The 21,686-nt window shown below is 46.3% G+C and carries 22 protein-coding genes and 2 other annotated features (1 of these 24 running past the window's edge); of the genes, 5 read left to right on the top strand and 17 right to left on the bottom strand.

The genetic code is table 11. The features are described 5' to 3' along the window. Positions 1-17: a binding site (T-box leader), on the bottom strand; it reaches 321 nt to the left of the window's first position. A gap of 66 nt (positions 18-83) precedes the next feature. After that, positions 84-442, bottom strand: a binding site (T-box leader). Between the two features lie 91 nt (positions 443-533). The 6 genes from tsaD to NST33_RS06490 all read right to left on the bottom strand — a co-directional run bounded on the left by tsaD (position 534) and on the right by NST33_RS06490 (position 4,423). Then, on the bottom strand, positions 534-1,589 hold the full coding sequence (tsaD, locus tag NST33_RS06515) for a tRNA (adenosine(37)-N6)-threonylcarbamoyltransferase complex transferase subunit TsaD (protein WP_339307265.1): 1,056 nt from the start codon (positions 1,587-1,589) through the stop codon (positions 534-536). Then, positions 1,586-2,107, bottom strand: coding sequence for a ribosomal protein S18-alanine N-acetyltransferase (rimI, locus tag NST33_RS06510; protein ID WP_036668955.1), 522 nt, complete (start codon positions 2,105-2,107; stop codon positions 1,586-1,588). Before rimI ends, tsaD begins: the two co-directional genes overlap by 4 nt. Positions 2,108-2,347: 240 nt before the next feature. After that, positions 2,348-3,202, bottom strand: coding sequence for a tRNA (adenosine(37)-N6)-threonylcarbamoyltransferase complex dimerization subunit type 1 TsaB (tsaB, locus tag NST33_RS06505; protein ID WP_339307263.1), 855 nt, complete (start codon positions 3,200-3,202; stop codon positions 2,348-2,350). After that, positions 3,199-3,681 carry a tRNA (adenosine(37)-N6)-threonylcarbamoyltransferase complex ATPase subunit type 1 TsaE gene (gene tsaE, locus NST33_RS06500; RefSeq protein ID WP_211084337.1) on the bottom strand — a complete coding sequence of 161 codons (483 nt, stop codon included), beginning with the start codon at positions 3,679-3,681 and terminating at the stop codon, positions 3,199-3,201. The genes tsaB and tsaE overlap by 4 nt, the downstream gene beginning before the upstream one ends. 264 nt (positions 3,682-3,945) lie before the next feature. Continuing rightward, positions 3,946-4,122, bottom strand: a complete 177-nt coding sequence (locus tag NST33_RS06495) for an H-type small acid-soluble spore protein (RefSeq protein ID WP_145321463.1) — start codon at positions 4,120-4,122, stop codon at positions 3,946-3,948. Between the two features lie 4 nt (positions 4,123-4,126). Then, positions 4,127-4,423, bottom strand: coding sequence for a hypothetical protein (locus NST33_RS06490; RefSeq protein WP_186327780.1), 297 nt, complete (start codon positions 4,421-4,423; stop codon positions 4,127-4,129). A gap of 369 nt (positions 4,424-4,792) precedes the next feature. On the opposite strand from NST33_RS06490, the gene NST33_RS06485 reads away from it, so the two are divergent. The 4 genes from NST33_RS06485 to ligD all read left to right on the top strand — a co-directional run bounded on the left by NST33_RS06485 (position 4,793) and on the right by ligD (position 9,021). After that, a complete protein-coding gene (locus NST33_RS06485) occupies positions 4,793-5,707 on the top strand; it encodes a Ku protein (RefSeq protein WP_017690092.1) in 915 nt (304 codons plus the stop codon). A gap of 317 nt (positions 5,708-6,024) precedes the next feature. Beyond that, complete coding sequence (locus NST33_RS06480) at positions 6,025-6,894, top strand: VOC family protein (protein WP_339307261.1); 870 nt, start codon at positions 6,025-6,027, stop codon at positions 6,892-6,894. A gap of 245 nt (positions 6,895-7,139) precedes the next feature. Then, complete coding sequence (locus tag NST33_RS06475; protein WP_339307259.1) at positions 7,140-8,090, top strand: RNA ligase family protein; 951 nt, start codon at positions 7,140-7,142, stop codon at positions 8,088-8,090. A gap of 40 nt (positions 8,091-8,130) precedes the next feature. Beyond that, on the top strand, positions 8,131-9,021 hold the full coding sequence (gene ligD / locus NST33_RS06470) for a non-homologous end-joining DNA ligase (protein WP_339307257.1): 891 nt from the start codon (positions 8,131-8,133) through the stop codon (positions 9,019-9,021). A gap of 55 nt (positions 9,022-9,076) precedes the next feature. Here ligD and NST33_RS06465 read toward each other — a convergent pair whose 3' ends face one another. Further along, a complete protein-coding gene (locus tag NST33_RS06465) occupies positions 9,077-9,988 on the bottom strand; it encodes a YitT family protein (RefSeq protein ID WP_076209625.1) in 912 nt (303 codons plus the stop codon). Positions 9,989-10,338: 350 nt separating this feature from the next. Continuing rightward, positions 10,339-11,778, bottom strand: coding sequence for a cardiolipin synthase (gene cls / locus NST33_RS06460; protein WP_221819129.1), 1,440 nt, complete (start codon positions 11,776-11,778; stop codon positions 10,339-10,341). A 376-nt stretch (positions 11,779-12,154) separates the two neighbouring features. On the opposite strand from cls, the gene NST33_RS06455 reads away from it, so the two are divergent. Further along, positions 12,155-13,513 carry a hemolysin family protein gene (locus NST33_RS06455; RefSeq protein ID WP_076209623.1) on the top strand — a complete coding sequence of 453 codons (1,359 nt, stop codon included), beginning with the start codon at positions 12,155-12,157 and terminating at the stop codon, positions 13,511-13,513. A 121-nt stretch (positions 13,514-13,634) separates the two neighbouring features. Here NST33_RS06455 and NST33_RS06450 read toward each other — a convergent pair whose 3' ends face one another. The 9 genes from NST33_RS06450 to NST33_RS06410 form a co-directional block, all read right to left on the bottom strand. Next, positions 13,635-15,224, bottom strand: coding sequence for a stalk domain-containing protein (locus NST33_RS06450; RefSeq protein WP_339307255.1), 1,590 nt, complete (start codon positions 15,222-15,224; stop codon positions 13,635-13,637). A 54-nt stretch (positions 15,225-15,278) separates the two neighbouring features. Then, complete coding sequence (locus NST33_RS06445; protein ID WP_221819127.1) at positions 15,279-16,379, bottom strand: DUF5808 domain-containing protein; 1,101 nt, start codon at positions 16,377-16,379, stop codon at positions 15,279-15,281. Positions 16,380-16,402: 23 nt separating this feature from the next. Continuing rightward, positions 16,403-16,798, bottom strand: coding sequence for a GntR family transcriptional regulator (locus NST33_RS06440; protein WP_036611299.1), 396 nt, complete (start codon positions 16,796-16,798; stop codon positions 16,403-16,405). A 217-nt stretch (positions 16,799-17,015) separates the two neighbouring features. After that, a complete protein-coding gene (locus tag NST33_RS06435; RefSeq protein ID WP_260632581.1) occupies positions 17,016-18,089 on the bottom strand; it encodes an AI-2E family transporter in 1,074 nt (357 codons plus the stop codon). Positions 18,090-18,256: 167 nt separating this feature from the next. Further along, entirely contained in the window at positions 18,257-19,048 is a 792-nt protein-coding gene (locus NST33_RS06430) for a DUF2705 family protein (RefSeq protein ID WP_036668933.1), read from the bottom strand. Next, on the bottom strand, positions 19,041-19,949 hold the full coding sequence (locus tag NST33_RS06425) for an ABC transporter ATP-binding protein (protein WP_221819126.1): 909 nt from the start codon (positions 19,947-19,949) through the stop codon (positions 19,041-19,043). The genes NST33_RS06430 and NST33_RS06425 overlap by 8 nt, the downstream gene beginning before the upstream one ends. 32 nt (positions 19,950-19,981) lie before the next feature. Beyond that, a complete protein-coding gene (locus NST33_RS06420) occupies positions 19,982-20,233 on the bottom strand; it encodes a hypothetical protein (protein WP_143760279.1) in 252 nt (83 codons plus the stop codon). A 251-nt stretch (positions 20,234-20,484) separates the two neighbouring features. Further along, entirely contained in the window at positions 20,485-21,006 is a 522-nt protein-coding gene (locus NST33_RS06415; protein WP_221819125.1) for a hypothetical protein, read from the bottom strand. Positions 21,007-21,090: 84 nt separating this feature from the next. Further along, a complete protein-coding gene (locus tag NST33_RS06410; protein WP_221819124.1) occupies positions 21,091-21,678 on the bottom strand; it encodes a VanZ family protein in 588 nt (195 codons plus the stop codon). Positions 21,679-21,686 lie beyond the last annotated feature (8 nt).

Genomic DNA, 21,686 nt, shown 5'->3' with positions numbered 1-21,686 from the left:
CCGTTCATCACATTTATAATATGACCTAACTTCATTCATTCTTATTTTGAAAATCAAAAAAGCCTGCCACCTCATGCAATAATGCAAGAGACGACAGGCTGTTCACCTTCGCGGTACCACTCTTGTTGACTTCCTTCCTGTTCATTCAAGACAACCCCTGAATGCTTTCGCATATCCGGATCACTTGAAGCAGCCTGAAAGCCCCCTCAGTTATCGTCAGTTGATCCTTGTAATAACGGTCCTACCAACAACGGCCCATTCACGGAGGCAACCCGTAACCATGTACTTTGGGCCATGATCGGCCTTCGGATTCTCCCGGGGAGTCACCGTGTTCCATCGTTCCGCTTCCAGGTGAGTTTCAGGTTTCCTTCGACTGCGTTGCACCATACCGCAGCTCTCTAAGACCGGGAATGACCTTACTATTCCTGTTCATCGCGTTTATCAGTTCAGGAATCTGAATTCCTGTTTAAATTTGTAACTAAATATACATTCTTTACGTCCCTGTTGTCAACTCTTAATCTCAAACTGCTTGCCTATACGGACTGAACGGACCATTCCTCCAGGGAAAGTCCCGGATCTGCCTTCGCATCAAATTCAGCAATTTCTCCCCGCTGCCATTTCAGATACGCAGCCGCTCCAATCATGGCCGCATTATCTGTACAATATTCCATTGGCGGGATTAACAGTTCAAGCCCTTCCTTCGTGCATCGCTCCTGTAATGCCGAGCGTAACCCCCGGTTAGCTGCAACACCACCGCATAATAACAGTTGACGTGAACCATATTCACGAACTGCTCTAACGGCTTTCTCCACCAACACTTCAACAACAGCTTCCTGGAAACCACGTGCAACCGCAGACGGCTCCAAGGTTTCTCCGCGCATTTTGGCTTGGTTGAGTACATTCAGTACAGCAGACTTCAGACCACTGAGACTGAAATCGTACGAACCTGCTTCCAGCCATACCCGTGGTAATGGCACCACATCCTCCGCTTCAGACGCCATCCGGTCCACATGCGGGCCTCCCGGATAAGGACAACCCAGTGCACGTGCTACTTTGTCATACGCTTCGCCTACGGCATCATCACGTGTACGACCAATCAGTTTGAACTTACCCTCGGATTCCATATGCACGAGTTCTGTATGTCCACCAGATACGACCAGTGCCATCGCTGGATATTGCAGTTCATGAGTAAGTCGGTTGGCATAGATATGCCCCGCAATGTGATGTGTGCCAATGAGCGGTTTGCCCAGCGCCATCGCCATCGTTTTGGCCGCAACGATTCCTACCAAGAGTGCACCGACCAGCCCCGGACCTTGCGTCACGGCAATTGCACTTAGATCACGCGGACGAATGCCGGACTGTTCGATCGCTTGTTCCAGCATCATCGTAATGACTTCAACGTGTTTACGTGAAGCCACTTCAGGTACCACACCACCAAATGCCTTATGCGTCTCGATCTGACTAGAGATCAGATTGGACAGCACTTCCCGTCCATCTTTGACTACTGCTACCGATGTTTCATCACAGCTTGTCTCCACCGCCAAAATGTAGGATGGTGCAGAATTTATTTTTTCATTAATTTCGTTCATGAATCCAGTACGCTTCCTTCCTCTTCGCCGCTCCGGCCTGCAGACGGCAAGTTCGCCCACATAATCATCGCATCTTCCCCATTATCGGAGTAATACCCTTTACGAAGACCCGCCGATTCAAACCCTTTTTTCTGATATAAACGCTGAGCAATGCTGTTCGAGACTCTGACCTCCAGCGTCATTCGTTCCATCCCGAGATAAGCCGCTGTGCTCATTAATTCATCCAGTAACTTTTCGCCAAGCTTGCGTCCACGGTACGCGCCTCTGACTGCAATATTGGTAATATGGGCTTCATCCATGATTGTCCACATACCTGCATAGCCAATGGCCTTGCCTTCCAATTCCATCACCATATATTTAGCAAAATGATTGTGTGTCAATTCATTTTGAAATGCTTCTTCCGTCCAGGGCAGGGTAAAGGCCTCATGTTCAATCTCCATCACATCGGGAATATCCGCGAGTGTCATGAACCTGAACTGAAGCGTTGCTTCCTGCTTATTATTCGCCACATTGTCCATCTGCTTCCCCTCCCCCTTTAGTGCGTGTTCAAAAAGACCGGTTTTCAGTACCGAGAAGATGGGATGAAGCTAGAAATGGAGTAGCGGAGCGTAGGGTAAACTACGTGAGCAACTACAATGTTTCCAAAGGAAACATACTTCGTAAGCCTCCCGCTTATTTCGGCTGAATTCCATATTCGATGCTGATGATGCCACCAGGTATCTTTCGTAATCAAAAGCGGACTTTTTGAACAACCTCTTTTAGCCTTTGCGCAGCAGATTGGCTTCCGCTTCAGACAACTGGGTGTAGTTCGGCACCAGCGCATGTACGTCATCACGCTGACCTGTAAGCAGCGCGGCGGCGCCAAGGCGCCCAACCCAGCGGCCTTCCAGCTCATAAGGTACGAGCTGGAGCGCCGTTCCTGCGGGGCAGCGAAGCTCCGCCACTGCCGCAGCATGAGGGCCCGTCTCGCCGACGATCCAGACGGCTGCGGGCCGCTCTTCCGGCGCCGTCTCCGCCATGCGGGCGGCAAGGGCTTCCAGCCATCCGTCCATCTTGCGGATGGCATCAGGCGCCAGACGCCGGGGCGCATCGCTCCCGGCGGAGGCAAACAGCGCGGTGCACGCTTGACCGCGCCGTGCATCCACAAGCGGAACGATCCAGTGGACAGGGGCAGCACCTGTGCTGCCCTGGTCCACGGATGGCGTTCCGCCAGCCCCTGCTGCGGCATCCTCTGCCGCAGCTTCTGCCTTGGCGGCAAGGCCGCTGTGCCAGCCGCCCCAGGCGATGGCCTGAAGGCTGGACACCCCGGCTACGGGGATGTCCCACGCCCAGGCCAGTGTCTTCGCCGCGGTCACCGCAATGCGGATGCCCGTGTACGAGCCTGGGCCAACGCCAACGGCAATGCCGTCAAGTTGCCCTGGCTGTGTGTTGCTGGCGGCCAGCAGCTGCTCCATCACCGGTACAACGTGTACCGAATGGTTGCGCTCAGCCCGTTCATTGCGTTCTTCCAGAAGCGCATGATCTTCCATCATCGCAGCTGCCATCACTGCGGTGGATGTATCCAACGCCAAAAACCGCTGACGCGGCTCTTTTTGTAAATCTTCCATCATCATTTGACCCCATTCTGTCTGAACTGTCGGCACATGGCTGCATAAGTCTCGCCGTACCCATCCAGTGTAATCGTTCGATCCTCCAGGCCCGTTGTTTCAATCTGCACATGCAAATGCTCTTGCGGCAGCAATTCGGGAATGATACTCGACCACTCCACCAGACTGACTCCGGCTCCATAGAAATATTCATCAAGTCCAAGCTCATCCGCTTCTTCCAGCGATATGCGATATACATCCATGTGATATAAAGGCAAACGCCCTTCGTACTCCTTAATTAGCGTGAATGTGGGACTGCTTACCACATCACGTACACCCAAATGCCAGGCAAATTTCTGTGAAAATGCCGTTTTACCCGCGCCCAGATCACCATCCAAAGCAACCACCATGCCGGCGTTTGCCTGTCTGGCGAGTGCGGAAGCGAGTGCTTCTGTATCTGCAATGCCATGGGATTGATACACCCACTGCTCGTGCGTCTGATTCAATATTCGCCCCACCTTTGGCGGTCCAGCCGCCTGAGTTCACTTTGAACCTTATTATATCGGTCCCTTTCTTCCCCCGCAACATCCAAGGAGGCAAGCGGAAATATAACATGCATTATTAGACGTGTCACAAAACTCGCTTCCTTCGAAGTTTCAGACACCCACTAGGAAAAACCAAAAACCGGCACCTCTCGGTACCGGCCGTGTTATGCATAAATTTCAGCTTTTATTCATTCTCAAATCCCTCAATAACTATACTACTTGTATCTACTCCTCCAAACGATCCACACGTACCGTATGGGTATTTCCCGGGTTACTGCCCACCTGAACGGTTGCCATGCCATTGGCTTCATCCACACTCTCGATCCAGACCGGATCACCTTCCAGCGTAACAGCAATAGTATCCTTCGAATCATAGATCGCTTTGGCCCGCTTTGCATCCATCATCTTATTCATACTCCCCTTCCGGATCTTCGTGGTCTTCCCTAATCATGGTGTCTGTTGTGCTATCACCAATATAACCGTTATCTTCCGTAACCTGTCCCCCGCCTAACCCTTCATTCACCATCCGGTCAATGTCGAGCATGAACGACTCCCGATCAAGGGGCAATTCTTCCGAAGTGACCGCTTCCCAGTTTACAGCTGTAGCAGGTGTATAGAATTCTTCAGCACTTTCGGCTTCGGCAAGAGGATATGGAGAAAATGCATGCTTGTGTGCTTCTTCCTCATCACGTCTGTTCTTCAATATTGCACCTCCCGGCATATGTGCTGCGAGAATAACTACCTATCCCATGCTCGTCTTCCTGTCGGAATCCAAACAAGTTTCTGTTATCATCCCCGAGTCTCGCCGAACCATACGAATTCGTTCGTCTACAAGACGATTATCCCTCGCACCAGATGCCCATACTATTGAATATAATCCGTGTTCAAAAAGTCCGGTTTTCAGTACCGAGAAGATGGAATAAAGCTAGAAATGGAGTAGCGGAGCGTAGGCAAACTACGTGAGCAACGGACATTTCGGCTGAATTTCATATTCGATGCTGATCATGCCGCTAGGCATGATTCGTAATCAAAAGCGGAAATTTTTGAACAACCTTTTGAAAGGAGCCGATCTATGCATACCGTCTGGAAAGGCGCAATCAGTTTTGGCCTTGTGCATGTCCCTGTCAAAATGTTCTCGGCTACCGAAGACAAAGACATCTCCATGCGTTATATCCATAAAGTCTGCGGCAGCCCACTCGCTTATGTTCGTCAATGCCCCTCCTGTGAAGTGGACGTGAAGTGGGAAGAGATCACCAAAGGCTATGAATATGAAAAAGGAAAGTTTGTTCTCTTCGAGAAAGATGAATTGGAAGCGTTGAATGATTCCACCAGCAAAACCATTACCATACTGGATTTTGTCGACTTGACTGAGATTGATCCGATCTATTTTCAGAAAACATATTACCTATCGCCCGATCAGGCTGGGGGAAATGCCTACCAGTTGTTGATGAACGCGATGCGAGATACCGGCAAAATTGGGATCGCCAAAATCTCCATTCGCTCCAAAAGCAGTCTGGCTGCCATACGTGTGCTGGAAGATTGCCTCTCCATGGAGACGATTTTCTATCCGGACGAGATTCGTCCTGTCTCCCAGGTGCCCAACTTGCCTGAAGTGCAGAACGTGAATGAAAAGGAACTCACGATGGCAAAGTTGCTGATTGATCAATTGTCCACACCTTTTGAACCCGGTAAATACACCGATGACTATCGCAGCAAACTGCTGGATCTTATTCAGCACAAAGTGGCAGGCGAAGAAATCAAGATTGCTCCAGCCAAACCTGAAGCCAATGTGATGGATTTGATGGCTGCCTTGCAGGCAAGTATCGAGGCTGTGAAGCCTATTCCGGCTGACCCTGGGACAACAACGGCCAAGCCTAAGAAACGTGCACCGCGAAAAACACCTGCTCAAGCGGTTGCCGGAGGAGAATCCGATACACCTGCTGCACCAGCCAAAAGAAAAAAGGCGACACCCAAACCAAAAGTTTGAATGTCGCTAAGGCAAGACCGATTCCGTTATATGACTCATGTAACGAGGTCTACTCCGATCCGGCTTCACAGTCGGATTTTTTTGTTTTACAGAACGATTGAAGCAGTACTAGTCAATAAAACTCCAGTTATAATTCCAAAATGCGATTGACGAAAGCTGATTTATATTTTATATTAACTTATGAAAAGTAACTTATTTATGAATATACAGTCACCCTCTAATTCTGCTTCAACAGTATGCAATTAAATAATCCGTTTTCAACGCATATACACAATCAAACGAGAACCCATATTATCTATTCTCAGGAGGAAACCATCATGAATACAACGTATCAAATCCCTGCCACAACCCATCTGGGTGAAGTGAGTCTCCGAATTATGAACCTGGAGCGTTCAATTAAGTTCTATACCGATGTGGTTGGATTAAAATTACTTGAGCGGAGTGGCAAAGTGGCTACGTTGACAGCCGACGGAAAACAGTCCCTGCTGCGATTGGAAGAGCTCACGGATGGAATTACCCTGCCGGAACGCTCACACGCTGGCTTGTATCATTTCGCCATCTTGCTGCCGGACCGCAAGTCCCTTGGTCTTGCTCTTCGTAATCTGGCTGCATCCGGCATCGATATCGGCCAAGGTGATCACTTGGTCAGCGAAGCTTTCTATATCTCCGATCCCGATCAGAACGGAATTGAAATCTATGCGGACCGTGCACGTGATACCTGGAAACGGGATAGCGACAATAACTACGTAATGGCAAGTGATCCTGTAGATGTGGAAAGCCTGTTTGCCATATCGGAGAATGAACCTTGGCATGGCCTGCCTGCTGGCACCGTTATTGGTCATGTACATTTCCACGTCCGCAGCCTGGAAGAAGCCCGCAACTATTACACCGGCATACTCGGTTTTGATATCGTGGGCAACTTCGCCAACATGTCTGCGCTGTTTGTTTCCGCTGGGGGTTATCATCACCATCTGGGACTTAATATCTGGGCAGGAGTGAATGCACCTGCTAATCCAGATAACGCTACAGGAATTGACTACTTCACCATTGTGTACGCCTCAAAGGAACAATTGGATCAGGCACTTGAACAATTGCGTCATTCCGGTGCAGTCGTTACACAAGTGGAGGATGCCTGGTTTACGGTAGACCCACAGAACATCCGTGTACGTCTAACCGCTGCCAATTGATTTTGTTAGGACACACACGATCATTATGGATAATTTCATAACATAAGCCCGAGTACCTGATTTCTCCACATCACAGAGAGATCGGATACCCGGGCTTTTTCATTCGCTTTTTATAAGACCGTCCATATTAGTGCATCCTAACGACTACTCCGACAAGTTAAATTCAAAAAATATGGAGATCGAAAAGACGCATGATGTTTAGGGCGTTCGTTTCTCTAATGCTCCGGACAAGAAAGGAGTACCCCATGTTCAAACCGTTGATTCCATTCGAACCCATCTCCAGAGATACCTTACCCACAGGACCGCAATGGATTGCCCAGGTCAAGTGGGATGGAGTCCGCATGCTTGCCTATGAGGACGGGCATGAGCTGCGCCTGGTGAATCGCAGATTACATGATCGAACCGCACAGTATCCCGAGCTGGTAACACCACGCAATTTATGTTCAGGCTCCTCTTATATTTTGGATGGAGAAGTTATTGCGCTGGACCCAGACACCGGAAAACCTTCGTTTTATCATGTTCTTCGGCGGGATCGGATGAGCAGACCCGAAGGTATCGCCCAAGCCATACATCAGATTCCGGTCACATATATGGTATTTGATATCCTGTTCTATGAGGGGAAATGGGTGACGGATCAGCCTTTGGCAGATCGACAGCGCCTGTTGCACGAGGTCCTTAACACCGCTCCCCATGTTCAGGAGGTCACCAATACGCTGGATGCCTCTTCCCTGCTTACGGTCATGAGACAACATCAGATGGAAGGCATTGTCTGCAAGGATCTCACCAGCAGTTATGGCATACAGGGCAAGGACCAGCGCTGGCAGAAAGTCAAAATCATGCATGATGTATATGCCATGATCGGGGGAGTCACGTACCGGAGCGGTATTGTGAATGCCGTCGCGGTCGGTGTATATGATGGGCCTAATTTTGTCTATATTGGTCATGTCGGGACTGGCAAATTGAACTCCAATACGTGGCGGGAACTCACCCATCAAGTCGAGCCTTTGATCAGACAGGACAGACCGTTCCATAATGTACCCGAGCGCAGTGCAGAGACCACCTGGGTGGAACCGCGAATAGGAGTCAAAGTGCAATATATGGAGTTGACTCATCATCACACTCTACGCCATCCCAGTATTCAGACCTTCGCGGATGTAACCCGTGAGGATTGTCTGGCGAACCAGCTTCTTCAATGACTCAGTCCAAGATTGATTACACGTATAGGAGGTGTTACATATGGCCCCCAAGATCCAGGGAACCATCATAATAGAAGGCACAGAACTGACGGTAACGAATCCGGACAAGCTGTTATGGCCGGATGCGGGTGTCACCAAAGCCATCTATCTGCAAAAGCTGGCCGCTCTGGCTCCTTATCTGCTCACGTATACGAGCAATCGACTTCTCACCACGATAAGATATCCCCACGGCGCTGGAGGGACATTTTTCTATCAAAAGAATGCCCCTGAGCCTATACCAGATTATGTGCGGACTGAAGTTCACGACGGCATCCGCTATGTGGTCATGAATGGACTTCCGGAATTGTTATGGCTTGGCAATCTGGCCGCACTTGAATTTCATCCTTCTCTGCATACTGTGGGAAGCCATCTGCCCAGTGAATGGATGATTGATCTGGACCCCTCTCAGGAACATGAACCGCGGATCATGCATGCTGCACTCATCGTTGGCGAAACCCTGACTTCCCTTGGTCTGAGGTCTATTCCCAAAACTTCGGGCGCAACAGGAGTTCAAATCATCGTTCCCATTGTGCAAGGAGTAACCTTTGATGAATTGAGAGAGATCGGTTATTTTGTGGGTAAATATGTCACTCAGAAGCACCCGGATCTGTTCACACTGGAACGACTCAAAAAGGACCGTGGAGACCGCATTTATTTTGACTATCTCCAGCATTATGGAGGCAAGACCCTTGCCGCTCCCTATACACCACGTGCCAAATCCGGGGCCACTGTCTCTACACCCCTTACCTGGGACGAGGTTAGAAGCAACGTCTCCATCCAGGATTACCATCTGATGAACATTATTGAACGCTTGAACCAAACCGGTGATTTAATCGCAGCTGTTGAACCCCAACCGGTGGAGCTCATTCTCAAACATTTGAAGAAAAAATAGCCGACTCCCTCATCACAAGGGTGTCGGCTATTATCATTCATGCGTATATCAATCGCTAATGGATACCTTTTTTCTTGAAACGTCCGCCCTTCACATCATGAATGTTACCGATAGCCACAAAGGCTTGCGGGTCCCAATCTTCAACGATGGTCTTAAGCTTCGCTTCTTCCAAACGGGTGATCACGACAAAGATGATCTTTTTCTCGTCCCCGCTGAATCCGCCCTCTCCATCCAGGAAAGTTACACCACGACCAAGACGGTCTGTCAGGGCTGAACCGATATCACGATATTTATCACTAATGATCCATACTGATTTGGACTGGTCAAGTCCCTCATTCACAATATCAATCATCTTCATCGCAATATAATATGCAATCATGGAATACAGGGCGTTCGGCCAGCCGAATACAAATCCTGCACCTGCGAAAATAAACACGTTAATGAACAATACGATCTGTCCTACAGACAACGGTGATTTCTCACTCAGCAAGATGGCGACAATCTCCGTACCATCCAGTGAACCACCTGAACGAATCACGAGTCCAACCCCCACACCCAGGATCAATCCGCCGAATACGGCTCCGAGCAATGGCTCTCCTGGTGTTAATGCAGGCACGCGGTGCAACAACGCAGTCCCGATGGACATCACCACGATCCCAAGCAGCGTGGATAACGCAAATGTTTTACCAATCTGCTTGTATCCCAGAATCAGGAATGGCAAGTTGAGCAAGGTCAGGAATACTCCGAGTGGCAGATGTGTTAGCTCTGACACCATAATCGAAATACCTGTAATTCCCCCATCAATTACGCCATTGGGCACAAGGAATATTTCAAGTGATACAGCCATTAGTGCAGCACCAATCAGAATCATCACAATACGTTGCAGCAGCTTTAATGTAAACACCGAGCTTTTGACCCCGCGGTCAGCTGGCTTGGCTGTTAGTTCTTTCACCGTTACATTGGACATGGTATCCCCCCCGTTAAATCAGTGTGTGAATCCATTTTATAAATCATTTAAATACTCAGGGTGAATCTACATCTAGAAAACAGCAAACTGCTGTTCTACATGTACCCTGGCTATACAAGCACAAGCATCTAAAGGCGATATAAAATGGATTCAAAATGGTCTTCATCCCGGTTTGCACTTTCAAAAGAGAGCAAAAGGGAGCCTGTTTTCCCGCAGACTCCCCTCCTTCACCAAGACATAAATTATATATCTATTATATCATAAAAGATCAAATTTGCGCAAAATACTTAGCAAAAAGAAGATAAATTCACAAAAAGTGAACTTATCCTCAGAAATCTGCCCTAAATCGCCTAAAGAAGCGGAGAAAGCATCCGAGAAAGCATTTCTGCGCCTTTTTGCCGTCGTGAACGCCTCTGAAATACCTCCCCATTGATCTGACTGCATTCCCCGAGATCACGTTCAAAGTCAGTGATCAAACGACGAATCGGAGAGCACTCGAACAGGACAGCCGTTAACTCAAAATTGCAAAAAAAACTGCGCATATCCATATTGGCCGTGCCTACCGTTGCAAGCAACTCATCCACAATCATCACTTTGGCATGTACAAAACCTTTGCGATATTGGAAGAACTCAACACCTGCTCGCAGAAGTTCCTCTACATATGAAAGGGATGCCAAATGAACAAGCTTTGAATCGGATTGATACGGAATGATAATTTTCACATCAACGCCACTGACAGCGGCTGTTTTGAGTGCCTCATACAGGGCAGGATCAGGAATAAAATAAGGTGTGGTAATGTAAATCCGGTCACAGGCTACCGAAATGGCTCCAAAACACATTTCCTGAATGGCATCCCAGTCCTGATCCGGCCCACTGGCCAGAATCTGAATTCGTTCTTCCCCGCTACAGATATGAGGTGGAAACAATTCCACAAGCTGGGGTTCGGTAATTCGCTCACCGGAAGCCAATTTCCAGTCGTTAAGGAACGTACTTTGCAGGAAATATACGGCATCTCCCTCAATCTGCACATGTGTATCCCGCCAGAAACCCACCTCCGGATATCGTCCAAGGTAATCATCGCCTACATTAATGCCACCCACGAAGCCAACCTGTCCATCCACAACAACAATTTTACGGTGATTCCGGTAGTTGACTCTTCGGTCAATCGTTGCAATCAGTGGCGGTAGAAAATAATGAAACTCCACACCTGCATCCTGCAGTTTGCGGATAAAACTCCAGCTCATCTTGTGACTGCCGAGACCGTCACAAATAAACCGAACCTTCACGCCCTCCTGTGCCTTGCGAATCATGACATCCTGAAACTTCGTACTGATCACATCATCACGGAAAATGTAAAATTCCACATGCAGATGGTGCTTTGCTTTTTCCATTTCGCTCAGCATTGCCGCAAATGCCTCTTCACCATTTGTGAGCACCGTACTGTTATTACAACCTGTAATCGGGCTCTCCGACAGATGGGATAACAGGTTAAACAATCGATGCTGGTGGCTGAAACGATCACCAGGCATATGTTCGACATCTCCAATGATGTGGGCTTGTTCCCAGATCGTTTCCTTCATTTCACGGAAGATCCGCGATCCACCTTTGCGAAGTTTTTTTCGTTTGTTATAATCCTGCGCTACGAAATAGTACACTACAAAACCGATCAAAGGCACGCAGAACAAAATAAACAGCCAAGCCACAGCTTTAGCCGGATTACGAAATTCCAGCAGTAGAATTGTGGCTGCCTGGAAAATAAATACGAGTAATATAATGACCAGCCAGAACATTTGGCTTCCTCCTCAAGTAGCAAGCTTCATGACCTTGCCCTTCTCTCACCTACACAGCTTTGACGATTATGTAATCAGCTAATCATAGATACCCATTGTACCCCCTATTCGTAACGTTTACTTAGATAAAACTTTACATAAGCAGACGGAATACTTGATTCTGGAAATTCAGATTTCTACTTTGTTCATTGTATATTTTGACTGTGTTACCTTCTACATATCAGTTTAATGATGGAGCAGATTCGCTTTGTGACGCCAATCTGCTCATTCCACCTTCCAGACTCTTCCTCATTTCTTTGTCTGGAGGTGGTCTTCTTACGTAAAATTAGATATAATAATCGTTAAAAACTTATTACCTAAAGGAGAAGAGCAGTGAATGGAAAGTGAGAGGTATGCGTTAAATTTAGTAATGGTTGCTTTTTTGATAGGACTTTCGGCGTTTTTTGTTGCAGTGGAATTCGCTCTAGTGCGGGTTCGACCGAGCCGGATCGACCAAATGATTGCAGAAGGAAACAAGCGTGCGCTGGCTGTTAAACAAGCTGTTGCCAATCTGGACGGATATTTGTCTGCCTGCCAGCTTGGAATCACGATCACATCTCTGGGACTGGGCTGGCTGGGTGAACCGACGGTAGAGAAGATTCTCCACCCTGTGTTTGAAAGCTTGCAAATTCCTGAGGCGGTTTCTTCATTCTTATCGTTTGTTATCGCGTTTGCTTCCATCACGTATCTGCATGTTGTGGTTGGTGAACTCGCTCCAAAAACGATTGCAATCCGGAAAGCCGAGACTGTTGCACTGCTGACGTCTACACCTATCATCTGGTTTAACCGAATTATGTATCCTTTTATCTGGCTGTTAAACGGCTCAGCGAACCAACTGGTGAAACTGTTCGGAATCAAACCTGCTTCCGAGCATGAAGATGCACACTCCGAAGAAGAGTTGCAGATCATTATTAATGAGAGCTTTGAAAGTGGTAAAATCAACCAAGCCGAGTTCGGTTATGTAAGCCGGATCTTTGCCTTTGATGAGATGTTAGCCAAAGAAATCATGGTACCCCGGACCGATATGGTCTGCCTTTATGTGAATAGAACAAATGAGGAAAACCTGGAGATCATTCGTGAGGAACAATATACCCGTTTTCCGGTAGTTAATGAGAGTAAAGACGATATCATCGGTATCATTAATACGAAACAATTCTTCCTGGAACTTTACGGAAACGATGAACCTGTCGATCTATCCTCCCTGATCCAGCCTGTATCGGCTGTTCACGAAACAACTCCTGTGAAGGACTTGCTCAAGAAAATGCAGAAGGATGGCGTACATATCGCCGTGCTGGTCGATGAATATGGCGGAACTTCCGGAATTGTAACCATCGAGGATGTACTTGAGCAGATTGTTGGTGAGATTCGCGACGAGTTCGACGCAGACGAAGTGGAAGATATTCAAGTCATCAATGAGAACTATGTCATTATGGATGGTAAGGTTTCCTTATCGAAGGTGAACGACATGTTTATGTCCAGCCTGGATGCAGATGAGTGGGACACCATTGGTGGATGGCTCTACAGCCATCGTCCCGAGATGAACGAACAGGAAGAATATGAGTTCGAGAATCTAATTTTTGTTTTGCTGGAAAAAGATAAAAATCGGTTCTACAAAGTGGCCGTTGTTCCCAAGGAACCACTGACCATGTCTGATTATACCGATGAAGACGAGAAAGAGTCCAATTGGTCTAAATAAAGCAAATTTGTAAAAAAAGAAAAGGAGCACTTGCCTATATCGGTAAGTGCTCTTCTTATATATCTCGCCCCATCCGACACTTCTCCAATTTATCATTCAACCAAGAATGGAACTCCCGTTTTTAGTTAGATTTTAATACCCACTTTGCAATATCATCGATAATGGCTTTGGAGACATTAGATGGCTCAGCGTACTCTTGACCGATTGAAAGTCCATCATAGCTGGATAAAAGATGATTTACCTTTGGATAGCTATTGAACGTTACATTGGAATGACCTTGAAGCGACGATTTCCAGGTTTGGAATTGATCCATAGACACTTGCACATCATTTTCGCCTTGTATAACAAGCATAGGTTTATTTTGTGTTTTAGCCAGTTCCGCAGGCACATAATCTCTCTGCTCAAACCACCAATAAGCAGGTTGAAGTGGAAACGCCTCAGGAAGATGATCTACAGAGTATTTTGGATCTTTAACCATCGCAGTCACATTTTTATAAAAATCGGCTTGTCCTTGAATCATCTCCGTGTCTAAACCAAGCTGCTTCATCCGCTCTACCAATTCGTCCTGCTGCTCGGTAAGCACATCCACGAAGCTACTACTTGGTGCAGCAAGTAGAATACTTCCTGCAATATCATGTTGTTTATCCTCAGCAATGATTAATGGCATTGCAAACCCGCCTTGACTATGTCCAGCTACAAAAATCGCTGTAGAATCAATATGTGCATTCTTTTTAAGGAATTCCACTGCATCATTTACCTGATCTACGCTCTCTTGTTTTAATGTGAATTTAGGCTGTGAAGCCACCTTATAGGTATGCTCATACGTGACCTTATCGTATCTTAATACAGCAACTCCTTGTGAAGCTAAACCTACCGCAAGATCGCGAAATGGCTTTGCACCACCAATGGCAGCATCTTGATTGTTAGGCCCAGATCCGTGTACCAGAATGACAACCGGGAAAGGTCCCTCTCCCTTGGGCAAAGTTAATGTCCCTGGCAAAGCCAAATCACCCTGACCAACCGTAATGGCTTGTTCTGTATAGGCAGATGGGTCGTCGTAGCTTGGTTTTTGATACACATCTGGCGTAGCGGCGGCAATATGCAAATCATCCACAAGTCCGTTATGATTCATTCTGACCGTAATATTCAAACGAGTCAGCTCTGTTTTGAACGTATAGGTAACATTGCGATGCACTGTATTATTTTCTACATGCATAGCTATGGCTTCACTTGTAATTTTGCCATTTTGTCCTTCTAAAGCTCCCCACAGCTGGCTCAACAACGTGGGTGACAACACTCCACTCACAGAGGTATGAACATACTTGGCAGCCTCCTTGCCATCGCCCTCACTAATAAGTGAAATGAATCTGTCCTCAGGTGCTGCCTTCAGCGTCTCGGAAAGAAATGCCCCATCCATATAGGTAGTTCCTTTCGTTAACTGAACAGGATTGTTTAAGGATATGGCTTGCCCATCCACCATCGCCTGTTTCTCTCCTACCTTAACTATAATCGTAAGCTCACTTTTTCGTATTGTGATTTCGCCTGTCTTTTGTTGCCAAGATACCTCTGCCCCATTCTTTTCTGCAATCTCACGAATAGGAACAAGATTTTCACTACCAGCAGATTTTTCAGCAGCTTCTGAGATGGGTGTCACCGGAAGGATGAGACCTACGAAAGTAAGAGAAAGTAATAGCTTTTTCCAATTGTTCATTGTAATAATTCCTCCTAATCATTTTATCTATCATATGCATAGATCTATGAGCATTTATTGGCTCAGAACTATACTTATAACAACAATAGCAATGATGAATAACAACAGGACCCAAGATAGTGGACGAGCGAAGTTAATCGTCCAACCTATTCCATAACGCTTTTCTATGGTTAAAGAAGGATCATTGGCATTGAAGTAAATAAACCCAAGCTTCCAATAATCATCGTCATTCACAGGCTGCTCCTTAGATCGTTCGTGATCCTTTTGTTGATTACGAATTTTCCCACCGCCTTGTCTGCCTGTGAGAGACAGCCATACAACACCTAATACGATCACCACAGGAGTGATGAGGCTAATAGCTGTTAACAAGACCAGATTAGGGACGAACATATTGATCTGAATGAAGGCAAATAAAATGGTAAGAAGTAAGCCTGTTACAAGCGTAAATAGGGACCATTTACGGCGGAATTGAATATTCTCAGCAGCAAATTGGCCAGGATTAGACGTAGTAAGCTGTTGTTTGCTTGATTTAATACTCCAGTTCACCAACATCAGAAGTGCAATGATTCCTAGCTGTACAAGATTAATAGCCAGTACCGAGAGGTAGGTTTTAGGTACACTGGAAGTGACATGGCCCTGAAGATCATATTTTATGGGAATGGCGTTAGGGAGTGCCTTATAATTCAGGATCGTAATGATTGCAATAGCTACAATAATAGCCATGTGAACGAGAAACCAATAGTTGGAATAGGTGAGTTTATTTTGGCGGAAGGTGGTATCGATTTTAACTCTTTGAGGTGCTTCTACAGTTGTAAGTGTTCCTTTGATCTTTTTCATCTTGAAATGGAATAAGATGTGTAGTGCTGCCCAGTACACAATAAATATCATTGTACTAACACCGGTAATCATTGCAGTAGAATCTTCATTAGCTGATCGGAGAAAATACAGACAGATAAGTATAATCATCCCGTTTCCGATCAGACTTACTTTAGCAAACGTACTCCTTAGCTTACGTAAGGTGGGTGTGTAGTAATTATATTGACTTACCGTAACCCCAAAGCTAATGGTTTCCCTTGTCAGATATGGTGCAAAGGATAGAAGTAAGGCTAATGGGGCAAAGATTAAAATGATAGGTAATATATTAAATAGCTGCATACATAACACACTCCCTTGATTCTTTATTCTTTGTTGTGACCCATCTTTACATCGTCATACATTTGGTCTAACACCGCAGATAGTTCCTCTTTGGTCATTCCGCGACAGATCGCTTCGGCAATAATCGGTCTTAATTCTCTTTGCTGCTTTTTCAAAAAATCATCCGTTAAACCAGGCATTCCATCAGGGTTCACTACAACTCCCTTTTGTCTATGAACCAGAATGTATCCATCTTGCTTGAGTAGGGTATAAGCCTTATTGACGGTGTGAAGGTTAACACCGATATCTGCTGCCAAATTCCGAACCGAAGGTAACGCCTCACCTAGCTGTAACTCACCACTAGCAATGCCTTCAATAATTTGATAAACAAGTTGCGAATAGATGGGAAGTTCGGATTGCATATCCAGTTGAATAATCAAGGGTTCACCTTCTTTTTGTTATCTGTTATATATCAAGTATAACAGATATAACACGAATGAGCAATATGTATGAAAAAAAGCCGCATATCAATGGCGAGGGTAAACTTACCTGACCCTTCACCATTGATATGCGGCTTATCCTGATGAGCTTATCGATGTGATTCAATAACAAACATTAGTAGTGGCACACATGATAGCGTTGTATTTCAACTTCCATTTAAGTTTCAGTCTTATCTTCAACAATCCGATAATGGATTTTGCGAACTATAATTTTCAGAATCATATATAGAGGAATTACGATGATCATACCCAAGATATTTCCCAGGTCAGCACCCACGAGCAAAAGGATAACGGTAGTCAGTGGATGAATATCGAGCTGCTTGCCATAGACGTAAGGTGAGATCAGGTTATCCTGGATTTGCTGTGCGATTACAATGATGACCAGTGACCAGATCGCCATCGAAGGTGATTCGATAAACGCAACAATGACAACCGGAATAGCTGCCAGCAAAGCACCCACATAAGGGATGAAGTTCAGAATAATGGATACAACCGTCAGCAGCAATGCGTAAGGCAAACCTAAAATGAGAAAACCGATGTACATCAAAATCCCCAGGGCTACATTAACAATAACCCGGCCAACAATATAGTTGCTTAGTGCTTCATCGATCTCATGGACGGTTTCTTCCCCATCCTTCCGATAATGTCTTGGCAGCAATAAAGTCAGATTCGTTCCAAACTTGCTGCCTTCCTTGAGCATGTAATACAACATGATCGGAAACGTTGCCAGGATAATAACCAGATTGGATACCACGGAGAATAACCCTGAGACATAATTGGTTACCTGTGTGATCCCTTGGCTCAGAACATCGGATAATCGTGAGAATAGATTGGAATCATCAGGCAGGTATCTGGACACAAAATTGCTCTTTTCAAGTGCATTCAACTGATCGCTGAGTGAAGTAACCAACGCTGGAGCATTCTCCACGAAATTCATCAATTGTTCACGCAGGGAAGGCCATACAAGCACACTAAAACCTGCAAGGATTAGTGCAATTACGACATAAATAATCAGAACTGACAATGCACGTTTGATCTTATGCCTTTCCATATAATCGACGAGGGGGCGCAGCAGATAATAGAAGAAACCAGCAATCAGCAGCGGAATGATGATGATATGAATCAGTGAGGTCAAGGGGCTGAAAATAAAGTTCACTTTTTCCCCCAGATACACGATGAGCAGCAGCAGAATAATCGCTGTGCATATGCGGTAGAACTTGTTATTTATCAAGAAACGTGATCCCTCCATGCGCTGCTCTGCCAAATTGACTGGAGCGTTCATATGTATATCTAGTCATTTATAAGTACCCTTAAATGACAGTCATGCCACAGGCGATGCTGAATATACACTTATTTTCTTTCCAAAACAAACATTGGAGCAAAAAAAAGAAGCAGGCGTTAGCCTGCCACATCTCTTTTGCTGAATACAACCCAGGAAATCACCATGAAAATAACGTAATACACCGCCAGGACTGCAATGGAGAAACCTAGTGTCATTCCTGCACTCGGGCCACCCATTAGCGCAAAATCCGCCCCGGAGGTCATGTATTTGCTCAGATCCATGTTGTTGAATAGAACATACTTGGCCCACTCATAACGGACCGGATTGAATATGAGCGAGAAGATACTCTGTGAGAACATAATGAACAGGGATAATCCAATCGCAAGTGCACCTGAACGAAATACGGAGGACACCATAAAAGCAATCGCAAGCGTAATGAACAGATCAACGTACAAATATCCCCATAACGTCAGAGCATTCGTAGCCGGACTACTGCTTCCTCCCGGAGCATCATGCGAGAAAAGGATATAAGACGTTAGCATGGCCATCGCGATGATCAGCAATGTACTGACAATACTGAAGCCAACGACGGTCAGATATTTGGAAGCAAGAACTTTGCTTCGTGACCATGGACGGATCAGCAATAGCTTGATGGTTCCCCAGGTAAATTCGCCCGCAACCGATTCCGCTGCAATCACGACACAGAAGATCGTGTTCAGGAAAAACGTAATCTGGATGGTCGTTACAGCCGCTTCCCAGTACAAAACTTCATTGGACCCCATGCCTTCTCGCAGTAACACTGGCATTAATAGCGAGATCAGCGCCAGAATCGATAACATGATCCAGGTACGGGGACGACGGAAAATTTTCATATTCTCATTCAATATCAGATTACCGAAACTACCCAATTCCTCCACCCCCAGTGACTTGCAAGAATTGTTCTTCCAGGGTGTGAGTCACGTTACGAATACCGTATACCTGAAACCCTTCACTAACCAGCTTGGCATTGATATCCGGAATCTGCTCACGAGACACCCGCATCACCAGGACATTGCCCTGCACGATAGCACCCTGAATCAGATCCGCAGCGCGGTCAGCATCATTCAGCTCAAAAGCAACTTCGATTAATGCATCCGAACCGGCTTCAGCCCGAAGGTTTCTTACATCGATCAACTTGCCGTTCTGGATGATGGCCACTGTATCACACATCAGCTCCATCTCCGACAATAAATGACTGGATACAAAGACCGTAATACCTTCCTCTTGGGTGAGCTGACGCAAATAATCTCTCAGTTCCCGTATACCCTGCGGGTCCAAACCATTGGTCGGCTCATCCAGTACAAGCAGCTTCGGTTTATGTAATATCGCTTGCGCGACCCCCAGACGCTGGCGCATGCCCAGTGAATAGGTTTTGACCTTATCGTGAATACGGGCGGTAAGCCCCACACGTTCAATCGTTTCCGCAATACGTTCTTTCGTAACTCCCGGCGACATGCGGGCAAAGTGAACGAGATTCTGGTACCCGGTCAGAAACTTGTACATTTCCGGATTTTCTACAATAGCTCCTACCTGGGCTACCGCCTGTTCAAATTCATTCTTCACACTGTGTCCCGAGATGAAAATGTCACCTTTACTGATGGACATCAGTCCAACCATCATCCGAATCGTTGTTGTTTTCCCCGCGCCATTAGGTCCTAAAAAACCAAAAACCTGCCCCGGAGAAATATCCAGAGTCAGGTCGCTGACCAATGATCGGGAGGATATGATTTTGCTGACGCCCTGAATCCGGACGACCGGCTCCTGCTGCATTCAATCCCCTCCTTCATGGACGAGCACATCATTCATGCCCGTTTCTCATATGAACATAGTGTATCATAATCTTTAGTATATTGTCCCGCAAACTGGGATTTCCCCTGACGTTTCGCTTCAACTACACACGCTTCACAGCATCCAAGCGGCATTTCACTCCGGTAGAATCCGGTGCGAAATACGTGATTGCCTCCATTGCCCTCTTCCTTCATTTCGACAGAGCTTCTAGTGACCGACACAATCATCCCACAACTGACACAGTAAAAGCGGCCCGTTTCGATCAATGATATTCCTTCCCCTCACAAGGAGCTTAGAAGTCCTTGTTATTTGTCGTTAGACGCTGAAAATTGATACATTTTGTATCTATCTCGTAATTTACTTGACACCGGGACTAATGTCAAGGCTTCAAAGCCATAAAAACAAGCAAAATACAAAAAAAGCTCCATAAATGCGACAAAAGTCTCGCATTTATGGAGCCAGATGTTAGGTAAATGATACAATTCGGTTCAATGTATGGGTTAATATTATTTCTTGATCAGTCACTATTGTCGACCTGCGAGGTATCCTCATTTTTCTGATTTGGATAATACCAGAGTAAGGTCCACTCATCGCCATCCTCTACCAGATAACAGGTCTGCACAATATCGAATTGGCCAAAGGTACCTGAGTACTTCTGGGTGACCCGAATTCGGTAGGCTTCAGAAAATGGCTTAACGCCATCGATCACGGTTACATCGAACTCGCGCTCCGGCTTCTCCATCTCCAACTCAAACGTTTCCACGCCAAAGTGCTGCATAAATATATGTGCTCTGTTCTGTACGTAAGCACTCTTGGGAAACCGCTCTTTCATCAGGGGATGAAAAAGTTCCCATGAACTGCCGAAGTCACCCGTCTGCTCATATTTGTAGAACTCTTCGGCAACAGCAGCAGCTTCATCCGTTGTATCTGCCTGAAACAAATACGGAATGGTTCTGGCAATCAACCACAGCAATAATACAATGATCGTGATGAACCCGATCTTTTTGAGCAAAGCATTCCGGTTCCTTCTTCGCAGCATGTCCAGTCCTCCTTGTCCTACTCCATACTTATGATGGATGGCAGACAAGTAGAAGTTGAACGATACATCTAATTTCCTGGGAAATCACTCGCTGTGAATGGAAGTACGCTTTCCCTCCTTTCTGATCCTTCGGATCATGGACTGAAGCCCTGCATATATGGCAATCCCACAGCAACCGCCGAGCAAGTCCACTCCAACATCACGTATCGAGCTTGTCCTGTCCGGGCTGAACTGTTGAATATACTCATCAATGGAGGCTATAACAAACACCACAGCCAGAGCAGAAACGATACTGGTTACAAGGGATGTTCTTCTGTACCGCAGCCCGCCATAGACAAGCACGGCGAGCACAGCGTATACAAATAAATGCGCACTCTTGCGAAAGATGAACTCTGCAAAATCATACGGCCTCTGTTTCAGCGAATACTCATACTCCCCGTAAGTGAATTGCACATCAGGAAGTGTAAAACCGATGTGCAATTTTTGGGACCATTTATGAAGCCAAGGCTGAATGTCTTGCTGTTGAGAGGATTGCGTGGACATGGACCAGATGACCAGAATCCAGATCACAATCAACAGCAGAGCAATGAGAAATCCGTACGTTCTTCGTACATGCTTTTGTCTCGTGCGCCCGGAGCCCTCCTCCATCATTTTGATCTTCACCACTTTCATATCTCTCT

The organism is Paenibacillus sp. FSL L8-0435 (assembly GCF_037965655.1).
GTDB lineage: Bacteria > Bacillota > Bacilli > Paenibacillales > Paenibacillaceae > Paenibacillus.
This window is presented reverse-complemented; position numbering and strand designations above follow the sequence as displayed.